Below are 10,643 nucleotides of genomic sequence, written 5' to 3' on the forward strand. Positions count from 1 at the left end.
GAGAGTTTTAACGTTTCCTCAGTGTCCGCAATTTGTTTCTTTAAATCACTGATCGCCAATTCCAAATTTTCTCCCTCACGCAAACCTAGATTTGGGGTATCAGAACTTGTTGGTACACTGTTACTAGCCGGTTGCTCAATCTCATTTGATATTTGTTTGTTTTCAGCAACAGGTGAAGTATCCATAGCCGTGCCATCGTTTGCATTGATTTCTTCTGACTTTGCAAGGTGCCTTGTTTCACTAGTAGCTGAGTTTGCTTCTTCAGCATATGCTACCGCCGAATAAAGGGAAAAAGTGGCACCAATCACTACCGAAGCGACGCCAACACTTAATCTTTTAATACCGTATTTTAGCTGTTTCTGATCCAACGGTTGCTTCTTTAATTCTAACTTGTACTTCTTCATAGGTACTCCTCCTATTATTTTTAATTTCACAAATATTTTAGCATACAATGCAAGCGCTTGCAATATGAAAGTGATCCCACCGCTTCCATTAAAATATAGTGTAAATTTTCATAGTTGTGATTGAAAAGCAAAAACACCCTAAAAGCAACCTTTCTGAAAAAAAAAGACATTTTTAACAGTTCTCTTGATCATAAAATCAAAAGGGAATCACAGTAAACCTACCGCTACAACTCCTCTTTTTCAGTTATTTTCTACTGCTAAAAATCTCAATGCATTTCATATCGTCATTTTGACAATAGCAAAAAAGCCATCAATCTGATGACTCTTTCATTCGGCTCATAAGACCGCCACAGCAATTTTTTATAAAAAATTAGCTTAATTCAGCAATGATCGCTTTGATTTGGGCTTTAGTATGAACACCAGCTACTTGCTTAACCACCTTTCCATCTTTTTTGAAAAGCAAGGTTGGAATAGACATGATCCCAAACTGTTGAGCTGTATTAGGATTTTCATCCACATCTAGCTTAACAATTTTTAGTTCATCTTCATCTAATTCCTCTGCCAGCTGGTCAAGAATTGGGGCTTGCATCAAACAAGGACCACACCAAGTTGCCCAAAAATCCACAAGAACTAAACCATCGTTTGTTTCTGAGTCAAATGTTGCATCGGTTACGATATGTGCCATAACTTTCTCCGTTCTTTTAGTTAATAAGTTTATTTTAGGGGAAATAAGTTTAGAATGCAAGAATCTGCTACGACTAAATTTATCTCTAAAAAATCATGCGAGAGAGCGAGAGTCCGCACCACAATTATTGAGTGTTCATAAATATTTGTATGTGGAGGAGAGTACAAACTAACCAAGTAATTCCAAACTTTTATTAATAAGGTTACAAAGGAACTAGATTTTGGAGTTTCTTCCCAGATTTTTTAATATTCTGTTTTATAAGTATCCTCGTATCCTTCTAGGTACTTATTTTTAACTTTATTCCCCTTGTCCTCATAAGAGGATTATGGCTGTCGCCAATGTTTGGTAATTGCACAATCAAAACTAGCTGACATCCCAAAAGAAAGTTCAACGAATCATGCAAAAATTAGGACTACAAGTAAACTTCTTTTAGCCATAAAAGACGATGAAGTCAGCAACTGAAAGATATAAATACTATAACGAGCAAAAAATAAACGAAAACTAGGATAGATGAGTCCAAGTGCCATACAGACTTAGTCTCTTAGCTGTATAAAAAACGAGATAGCTTAAGCTGTCTCGATAAAAGTCTAACTTTTTGGAATCACCCCACCTAATCTTCTCTTTTTCATTTGTTTTTATAGACCTACTTCTTTTAACGCGTCAGCCAATTTCCCAAATTCTTGAATAGACAAAGCTTCACCGCGGATAGATGGACTAATGCCTGCTAAGGCAAGTCCTTTTTCAAGCCTAGCTTTGATTTCTTCAGTCTTGCCAAAATGACTCGTCAAATTATTCCACAAGGTCTTTCGACGGTGCACAAAACCAACTTTAGACACACGGAAAAAAAATGGTTCGTCTTGGACATCAATCAGAGGCATATTACGGCGCACCATTTTCAAAATAGCTGAATCCACGTTAGGAGTCGGAACAAACACGGTTCTAGGAACAATAAAAGCCACTTTTGCAGTCATATAATATTGTACTGCTATTGATAAAGAACCGTAAGCCTTTGTATTAGGGTCAGCTGAAATACGATCTGCCACCTCTCGTTGCATCATGACCACAAATTCTTGGAAAGGGATATGGCTCTCAATCAAGTGCATAAGAATTGGTGTTGTAATGTAATAAGGAAGATTGGCAACAACCTTAATAGGCAAGTCTGGATTTTTGAATTGTTTAATTTGGGATTGCAAATCAGCCTTCAAAATATCTTGATTAACCACCTGAACATTCTCAAAATCACGTAAGGTATCTGCTAAAATAGGTATTAAGCGGTCATCAATTTCAAATGCCATGACTTCAGCAGCAGCTTCAGCTAGAAATTCCGTCAAGGCTCCTATACCAGGACCAATTTCAATGACATTGACGTTTTTATCAATATCAGCTGTATCCACAATTTTTTGTAAAATATTGGTATCGGTCAAAAAGTTCTGACCAAATGATTTCTTAAAGGTAAAACCGTGACGATCAAGGACAGCCTTGGTCACGCTATAATCTGCTATTCTCATTTCAATTCCCACTCATTTGTTTCTTCCTATTGTAGCATAGTTCTATTTCTGAAAGAGTCTCATAAAAAACTTTTTCAGCTAATGTTATCTGCAATTTTTGGATTATATCACAGCAAGGTTAGCCGCATTAATCCCTGAATAACCCCTCTAGTTTCAAGCTCAACAAAACTAAAGGTATTCGACTCATATTGTCCTATCCTAACATAACGGTTACCTGTACTCCCTCATCACTTCCTCAACTTCCGCTAAAGTAATGCCAAACAATTCTAAGCGTTTTAAGAGTTGTTTACCGTTGGAATAGCCAATACGAAGAGTTTCTCCCAGATATTCCCTACGCTTTCGGCTATCCGCAGCCATCAAAAAACCTAAGCGAATCAAGTCAGCTTGATGAATATCAAAGCCATCTTCGTTGTCAAACGGCTGCGTAACTTGTGACAAGGCTTTTTGCAAATCCTCAAAACTAGCGTGTTCAACTCCTAGAGAGCGCCCTTTACTCTTAGAACTTGGTACAGCTTCATGACGGTTTAAAAAGGCATGTCGAACTGTTGGTACAGCTGCCATAATCAGTTTGCGAATCCGCTCACCATTATAGTCGGGATCCGTAAAAACAATGACCCCACGCAAACTATTCAAACGATCAATACGCTCCAAATCATCTTCAGTAATAGCTGATCCCCTCGTCTCATAAGTATCAACATCATAAAATCGGCGAAGATTAGCTGTATCATCTTTGCCTTCCACAACAATAACCTCTTGAATTTTAATTTTGTTAGTCAAGTTTAAATATCCTCTTTGCATTGGCGGTCGTCGCTGCTGCAAGATCTTCCACAGTCATTCTGCGTAGCTCTGCAATTTTTTCAACGACATAACGGGTGTAAGCAGTGTGATTTTGCTTGCCACGTCTTGGTACCGGAGTTAGATAAGGGGCGTCAGTTTCCACCAAAATCTTGTCCAAAGGCAAGTGCTGTGCGGCTTCTTGAATATCTTGCGCTTTTTTAAAGGTGACCACCCCTGAAAATGAAATCATCAGCCCTAGATCAATCAATTTTTGAGCCATCTCCAATGTGCCTGAATAAGAGTGCATAATGCCTCCACGATGACCAACACCAACTGCTTTAATGACTTCATAGGTATCCTCAAGGGCATCTCGTGTATGCACCACAAAAGGCAAATCATGAGCTTTCGCCAGTTGCATTTGTCGCTTAAAGACTTTGATTTGAACCTCCCTAGGATCTTCCATCCAATAATAGTCCAAGCCGATTTCACCAAGAGCAATGACTTTAGGGTGTGATAATTGCGAGACAATCATCTCCTCAACCTCTTCCTGATAAGCCCCTGCTTCTGTTGGGTGCCAGCCAATCGTCGCATAAACGTTGGGGTATTTGTCAGCTAAAGCAAGAGCACCACTAATGGTTGCTTGATCAAACCCGACTACGTTATGGTAAGCAACTCCCATTTCCTGCGCTAGAGCCAACTCATCATCTTCTTTTCCGCTAAATTCTGCCACATTCAAATGTGTGTGGGTATCAAAAATAGCTAGTTTTTCTACTTCATTTCTCATGCTTTTATTATAACACAAAGCGTCTGCTAGTAGAGAAAAACTCGCTATATAGCCTTATCTATCACAGCGCCACATGAAACTGTGTTATACTAGTAGGTAGTTAGTCCTCAAAGGAGTCATCGTTTCTTATGCCTAAAAATCACCGCCTTATTACTAAAATCGAAGCTGCCTTGGATCACATGACCAGTTTGGAAAAGGAGATTGCTGCCTTTTTTATTGACACTGATTTAAGTGCAGAAGAATTGATTGCCTCAGAAATGATTAAGCGCCTGCATGTTTCGCAAGCCGCCTTAACCCGTTTTGCCAAAAAATGTGGTTTCACTGGTTACCGCGCCTTTGCCTTTGATTATATTCACAGCCTCCAAGAAACCGAAAACAGCTTTCAATCCATCAATTTGGAATTAACCAAACGGGTCTTAATAGACTATGATTCTCTTATTAACAAGACATACGATTTGGTTGACGAGGAGAAATTGCTGCGTCTAGCAACCTTGATTGACAATTCTGAACGTGTTTATTTCTTTGGCAAGGGGTCTTCTGGTCTTGTCGCTAGGGAAATGAAGCTGCGCTTTATGCGACTTGGCTTGATTTGCGATGCTTATTCAGATACCGATGGATTCACCTGGGCTAATAGCCTGGTTAACGATAATTGCTTGGTCTTTGGGTTTTCCTTGTCGGGTAAGACAATGTCTGTCATCAAAGCCCTTCATCATGCTAGTCAACGTGGTGCTAAAACCATTTTATTGACCACAGATACTAAAACAGATTTCGGTGATATTTTTGATGTCATTCACGTGTCATCCACGCATCAACTAAACTACGGAAATCGTGTCTCGCCTCAATTTCCTCTCCTTATTATGATGGATATTATCTATGCTTACGTTTTAGCCATTGATAAACCTCACAAAGAAAAAATTTTTAAAGATACGATTATCGTTCAAGATAAAAAACACCTTTAGGGGAAACGCATTTTCTTAGCAATCACTTTACAAGTCATTAATTCTATTATTTCCACTCTAATAGTTACTATGCCAATCTCTTAATAACTTATTTTTGATTCGACAATAAACCCACCTCTCTTTTTCAATTCAGAAAGGTGGGTTTGTTTTACTAAAAAATCAAGTTAGTCTTCCTTCCCAAGAATTTGGTTAATTTCCTGACTATATAAAATTGCTTTGCCACCGTAGATAGCTTGAATCCCATTTTTAACATCTAATACCGCTGTTGCACCAATTGCTTTTAAGACCTCCTTATCTACCCGATGACTATCAACAAGTGATACTCTCAAACGTGTTGCACAAGCAGTAACATCTTCAATATTAGCCTCACCACCAAGGGCTTCAATAATGGCCAATGATTGATCATATAATGTATTTTCGAAGCGGACTGCTGAATTTATTGCTGAGTCTTTAATAACATCATCTTGAGCAATCATCCCTGGAACAGCTACCTTAAATCGTATAACACAGAATTTAAAAACAAGGTAATAAATCATAAACCAAATGACACCGACAGGAAGAACTAACAGCCAATTTGTATGGCGATTCCCTTGAAAAACACCAAAGATTAGAAAATCAATCAGTCCTCCTGAAAATGAATTTCCGATACGAATGTTTAAAAGATCCGCCACCAAGAAAGAACAACCATCAAGAAAAGCGTGAATCACATATAACCACGGCGCAACAAATAAAAATGAAAACTCAATTGGTTCTGTAATACCAGTCAAAAGAGAAGTCAAAGCTCCACTTGAATAAAAGCTACCAAATTTCTTACGGTTGACTTTCGGAATAGAGTGGTACATAGCTAAGCAAGCAGCCGGCAAGCCAAACATCATTGTTGCAAAACGGCCAGCAAAGAACCGTGTCCCGTATGTGAATAGACCGGTGTGATTAGGGTCAGCTAACTGGGCAAAAAAGATATTTTGTGCTCCTTCAATCGTTTTACCTGCCACCACTTCCGTACCTCCTAAAGAAGTGTACCAAAACATTGGATAAATCGTATGATGCAAGCCAACAGCTCCCGTTAAGCGAAGGAAGAAGCCATATAAAAAGGTTCCAAGACTTCCCATATCTGCAATTCTCTCACCAAAAAGCACTAAAAGGTGCTGAACTGGCGGCCAAATAATATAGAAAACACTCCCAATGGCAATAGCTGCAAAAGAAGAAATAATCGGAATAAATCGTGACCCTCCAAAGAAACCTAGAAAGGCTGGAAGTTCAATTTTCCGATACTTATTATGTAAAGTAGCAACTACCAACCCAATAGCTAAAGCTCCCAAAACACCGGTATCAATTTTGGCATCTTTAGCTGAAAATAGGGTTAGATAACCACTGATTGTTGCTGTAAAAACAAGGTAAGCAACACCCCCAGACAGCCCCGCTGTCCCTTTATCACCATTTGCAACCCCTACTGCAACACCGATGGCAAAAATAAGTGCAATATTGGCAAATACAGCATTCCCAGCAGTACTCATAATAGTAAAAATTGCTTGTAACCATCCGTGATTAAGAATAGGAAATTGTGCAATAGCGTTATTATTAGACAAGGCACCACCAATACCTAGTAGCAAGCCAGCAACTGGCAGTATTGAAATCGGCAACATAAATGCTTGCCCAAGCTTTGAAAACTTTTTAAAATCCATTATTATTTTTCTCCTCTCTCAACGCCTTAACAAAACGCTCTGCAATCTCTTTAGGTCTAGTGATAGCACCACCAACAACAATGCCTACCACTCCTAAATCATTGATTTTCTTGGCATCTTCTGGACAATGAATCTTGCCTTCAGCAATGACTGCAATCCCTTCCTTACATAATGCTTGCATTAATTCCAAATCAGGTCCCTCTTCTTGACGACTGTAAGAAGTATAGCCTGATAAAGTGGTGCCAACAAAATCAACACCAGCTTTATGGGCTGCCACCCCCTCCTCAAAGGTGCTAATATCAGCCATTAATAATTGATGTGGGTACTTTTCTTTAACTTTCTGGATAAAGGCTGTTATAGCCAGCCCATCATGACGCTCACGCTTGGTACAATCCAGAGCAATCACCGCAATAGCTAAGGCTGCCAACTGATCAACCTCAGCCATAGTTGGTGTGATAAAGGGTTCTTGAGGCGGGTAGTCTTTTTTGATGATCCCAATAATCGGTAAATCGGTCACAGCTTGAATTTCTTTAATATCCCTCACCGAATTGGCTCTGATGCCAACAGCACCAGCTTCTTGAGCAGCTTTTGCCATCAATGGCATAATGCCACCGGTCTCTGAATAAAGAGGCTCACCTGGCAAAGCCTGACAAGAAACAATCACCCCACCCCTTATTTGCTCTATGAGCTTTTCTTTGGTTGGTTTATCAGGCATAGTTTCTACTCCTTATGTGTTTTTATTTTTAATAAAGAGAACGTTCACGATCTTATTATAGCAACAAATAGAGCGTTTTCAATACCTGTTAAACATTTAGAAACTACTTTCATTTTTTGTAAAAAATCAGCTATTTCTGAATGGGTTTTCAGAAATTGAGACAAGAAAAAAACCAAGAGCCTCGAGCACTCATGGTTTACTTTAATGGTATTTTTGCATTAAGCTGATAATACTTTACGTCCTTTACGACGACGAGCTGCAAGCACGCGACGTCCGTTTTTGGTTGACATACGGTGACGGAATCCGTGTTTACGCTGACGACGGATTTTACTTGGTTGATAAGTACGTTTCACAATGAATACCTCCTCATAGATTTTCGTATTCGTTTAGCCGGCTACTTGTGATATCAGTTACTAAACATACTATACTATAGTATCCTAAACCACCTAGCCTGTCAAGATTTATTTTTGCCACCCCACGACAAACCTAAAAGCAGTTGTTCCCGAATGTATAGTACAGATGACAACAAGCCCTCATTTTGAAACTTGAACAAAACTATCAATAGGTGGCAGTTTCTCCTTTATTCTATGTTTTTCCTTAAATCGCCATTTCATCTCTTTAGGTTCCTTTTAATCATTTCTTGACCTTATCATACAAAAAAATGGATAAGCTGAGAAAATATTTTCGCTAAGAGGTTATAACTAGAGACAAGTGGCTTTGTCATTGCTGTCAGTACCTAACAAAGTCTTTTAGGCAACGAGAAGACCCGTCTAATCCATTACTGATCTACTTGCCGACCTTTTGATTTTCCTCAAAAATGGGGTTGAATACACCCAAAAAGCCCTCAACTTAAGTCAAGGACTTCTTAATAACTTAATGTTGAAGGCTAACCACCACATACCGGTTAGGGTCATTTCCTTCTGAATAACTTTCAACCCCTTCAATCATTGAAACCGTTTTGTGGACAATTTTACGCTCACTATTGCTCATTGGATCCATGGTGTAATCTTGACCGGATTCTAAGACACGCTTAGAGACCTTATGAGTGAAATCAATCAAGGTTTCTGTGCGATGTTCAACATAATCATGCACATTCAAAGAGACTGAGAAATTCTTTGAATAACGGTCATGCAAGAAATTTTGAGCTAACAATTGCAATGATTTTAGAACTTTTCCATGATAGCCAATCACGCGCCCTGCCTCTGGTGTTTCAATTTGCAAATTAATCTGACGACGATTGTTGCTGGTTTCAATCGATGCTTCAATATCCATTTCATAAATAATCTTAGTCACATAATCTGAAACTTCCCGAGCAGCTTTTTCCATTTCCTTGTCCAATCCCTCTTCCAGATTTTCTGGTACCTGAGCTACTTCTGCTGCTGGCATTGGTTCTTGACTATTTTTGGTTGGTTCTGCGACATCTTGAGTTTCTGTTGTAGCGAATTCTAAGGGATCATTGTCAAGATTTAGCGAAATCACCTTTTCTCTAGAGTTATTGCTCTCTTGAATAGCCTTCATTTCTCGAAGTTCTACCTCATCAGGATTAACCACTGGAGCATTTTGACGATTGATTTCATCTGGAACACCTCGAACAGCTTTTTTATCAGCCTTATAAACTGTTTTGTCACTGATTCCCTCAATATCAACTTGAGCTAATTTTTTACCGAACCCTAAGAAACCTTTTTTCTCTTTTGAAATGACTTTAATATGTGCTTTAAGACGTGATAACGCCAATTCTTGGAGACCTTTCTCGATAGCCTCTTCTACCGTTTTTCCTGTAAACAATACCATAACCTAAACTCCTATTTTCTTTTCATTGCTTTTTTGCGAGCACGACGCTCACGAAAACGACGCTCTTTTTCTTCATTAGCCAATCGCTGCCTTTCAGCAATAATCTTAAAAGGATTATTCAATAGCAAGAGCTGTAAAACCTGAAAGGCATTTGAAACCGTCCAGTAAAGGACAACACCACTGGCCAACCCGAATCCCATAAAAAAAATCATCAGGGGCATGACATATATCATAATGGTCATCATGATATTCTTTTCTTTAGCAGCCAAATTCGTTAACCAAGTTGACAAGAAGGTAAAGACAGCAGCTAAAACTGGCAAAAGATAAAGATGGTCGTGCTGCGCTAACTCAACCCATAAGAAAGTTCCTGTTTTCAAGAATGACACTCGACTCAATGCCTGAAAAAGTGCAATCATAACAGGCATCTGAATAAAGAGAGGCAAAAGACTAGCATAAGGGTTGACCCCATACTTTTTATACAAGGCTTGACTTTCTTCTGCCAATTTCATGCGCGTTTCTGTATCCTTGCTGGCATATTTCTGCTGCAATTTTTTTAGTTCAGGTTGAATGTCTTGCATTTTCTGGCTGGACTTAATTTGCATATTGAACAAAGGCATAAGAAGAATACGGATGAGCAAGGTAAAAAGAATAATTCCAACCCCAATAGACCCGTCAAAGGATAGCCACTGAATTGCCTTGGCAAACAAATACACCAACCGATCCCAACCACTGGTTGATTGTGCCGTTACCTCACCACGACCACATGCCACCAATAAAAGAACGAGGGGAACTAAACCTATTATTTTACTCTTTTTCTTCACTTTCAAAACCTTCCTCAAGCAATTTTGCTAACTTTAAAACATGGTGTAAATTTTGTTGAACAGCATGGTAATCTAGAGTCTCCACCCCTTTACGGGCAATCACAACAAAATCTTCTGACTTCAGCTGATCTCCTAGAGCCATTAAGACATGACGTATCTTACGTTTAACCGCATTTCTCGTCACGGCATTCCCTAATTTTTTTCCAACAGAAATTCCGACACGAAAATGGCTTTGCACTCTTTCTAACCGATAAATGACAAATGTTCGATTTGCCGTATTTCCTCCAGCCTTAAAAATAGCTTGGAAATCTTTTTTACGCTTGACACGATAGGGCTTTTTCAAAACTTAACTCCATAATCTAAATTATTACCATTATACCACATCCCTTAAAAAATTAAAAAGCCTACCCCTAAGTTATACTGACCCCCAAAAGTTGGACAAGAAATTATTGAAAGGATTTAGTTCTGTATGGTACGGGACTAAGTCCTTTTAATTTTGTTTTGATTCGTTTGTTGT

General features: G+C 38.9%; 12 protein-coding genes. 1 reads left to right on the forward strand and 11 read right to left on the reverse strand.

The annotated features are described in order from the left end of the window. The 5 genes from H346_RS0107780 to H346_RS0107800 form a co-directional block, all read right to left on the reverse strand. The coding region (locus H346_RS0107780) for a YSIRK-type signal peptide-containing protein (RefSeq protein ID WP_027970586.1) at window positions 1-404 on the reverse strand (404 nt) is incomplete at its 3' end. A 370-nt stretch (window positions 405-774) separates the two neighbouring features. Next, a complete protein-coding gene (gene trxA, locus H346_RS0107785; RefSeq protein WP_027970587.1) occupies window positions 775-1,089 on the reverse strand; it encodes a thioredoxin in 315 nt (104 codons plus the stop codon). A 635-nt stretch (window positions 1,090-1,724) separates the two neighbouring features. Then, complete coding sequence (rsmA, locus tag H346_RS0107790; protein WP_027970588.1) at window positions 1,725-2,597, reverse strand: 16S rRNA (adenine(1518)-N(6)/adenine(1519)-N(6))-dimethyltransferase RsmA; 873 nt, start codon at window positions 2,595-2,597, stop codon at window positions 1,725-1,727. A 210-nt stretch (window positions 2,598-2,807) separates the two neighbouring features. Next, window positions 2,808-3,395, reverse strand: a complete 588-nt coding sequence (gene rnmV, locus H346_RS0107795) for a ribonuclease M5 (protein ID WP_027970589.1) — start codon at window positions 3,393-3,395, stop codon at window positions 2,808-2,810. Further along, window positions 3,367-4,158: a TatD family hydrolase gene (locus H346_RS0107800; RefSeq protein ID WP_027970590.1), complete on the reverse strand. Its 792-nt coding sequence runs from the start codon at window positions 4,156-4,158 to the stop codon at window positions 3,367-3,369. The genes rnmV and H346_RS0107800 overlap by 29 nt, the downstream gene beginning before the upstream one ends. A 128-nt stretch (window positions 4,159-4,286) precedes the next feature. Here H346_RS0107800 and H346_RS0107805 point away from each other — a divergent pair, with 128 nt between their 5' ends. Further along, a complete protein-coding gene (locus tag H346_RS0107805; protein ID WP_027970591.1) occupies window positions 4,287-5,117 on the forward strand; it encodes a MurR/RpiR family transcriptional regulator in 831 nt (276 codons plus the stop codon). Between the two features lie 164 nt (window positions 5,118-5,281). Here the strand turns inward: H346_RS0107805 and H346_RS0107810 are convergent, their stop codons facing one another. The 6 genes from H346_RS0107810 to rnpA form a co-directional block, all read right to left on the reverse strand. Next, window positions 5,282-6,799, reverse strand: coding sequence for a PTS transporter subunit EIIC (locus H346_RS0107810; RefSeq protein ID WP_027970592.1), 1,518 nt, complete (start codon window positions 6,797-6,799; stop codon window positions 5,282-5,284). Beyond that, complete coding sequence (locus H346_RS0107815) at window positions 6,789-7,514, reverse strand: N-acetylmannosamine-6-phosphate 2-epimerase (RefSeq protein ID WP_027970593.1); 726 nt, start codon at window positions 7,512-7,514, stop codon at window positions 6,789-6,791. The genes H346_RS0107810 and H346_RS0107815 overlap by 11 nt, the downstream gene beginning before the upstream one ends. A gap of 218 nt (window positions 7,515-7,732) precedes the next feature. Further along, window positions 7,733-7,867, reverse strand: a complete 135-nt coding sequence (gene rpmH, locus H346_RS0107820) for a 50S ribosomal protein L34 (RefSeq protein WP_002885866.1) — start codon at window positions 7,865-7,867, stop codon at window positions 7,733-7,735. 520 nt (window positions 7,868-8,387) lie between these two features. Further along, the gene (gene jag, locus H346_RS0107830; RefSeq protein WP_027970594.1) at window positions 8,388-9,305 is read right to left on the reverse strand and encodes an RNA-binding cell elongation regulator Jag/EloR; all 918 of its coding nucleotides are present in this window, start codon (window positions 9,303-9,305) and stop codon (window positions 8,388-8,390) included. Window positions 9,306-9,316: 11 nt separating this feature from the next. Continuing rightward, complete coding sequence (locus H346_RS0107835) at window positions 9,317-10,144, reverse strand: YidC/Oxa1 family membrane protein insertase (protein ID WP_027970595.1); 828 nt, start codon at window positions 10,142-10,144, stop codon at window positions 9,317-9,319. Further along, a complete protein-coding gene (gene rnpA / locus H346_RS0107840) occupies window positions 10,110-10,469 on the reverse strand; it encodes a ribonuclease P protein component (RefSeq protein WP_027970596.1) in 360 nt (119 codons plus the stop codon). The genes H346_RS0107835 and rnpA overlap by 35 nt, the downstream gene beginning before the upstream one ends. Window positions 10,470-10,643: the final 174 nt, after the last annotated feature.

It is taken from the genome of Streptococcus castoreus DSM 17536, assembly GCF_000425025.1.
GTDB classification, from domain to species: domain Bacteria; phylum Bacillota; class Bacilli; order Lactobacillales; family Streptococcaceae; genus Streptococcus; species Streptococcus castoreus.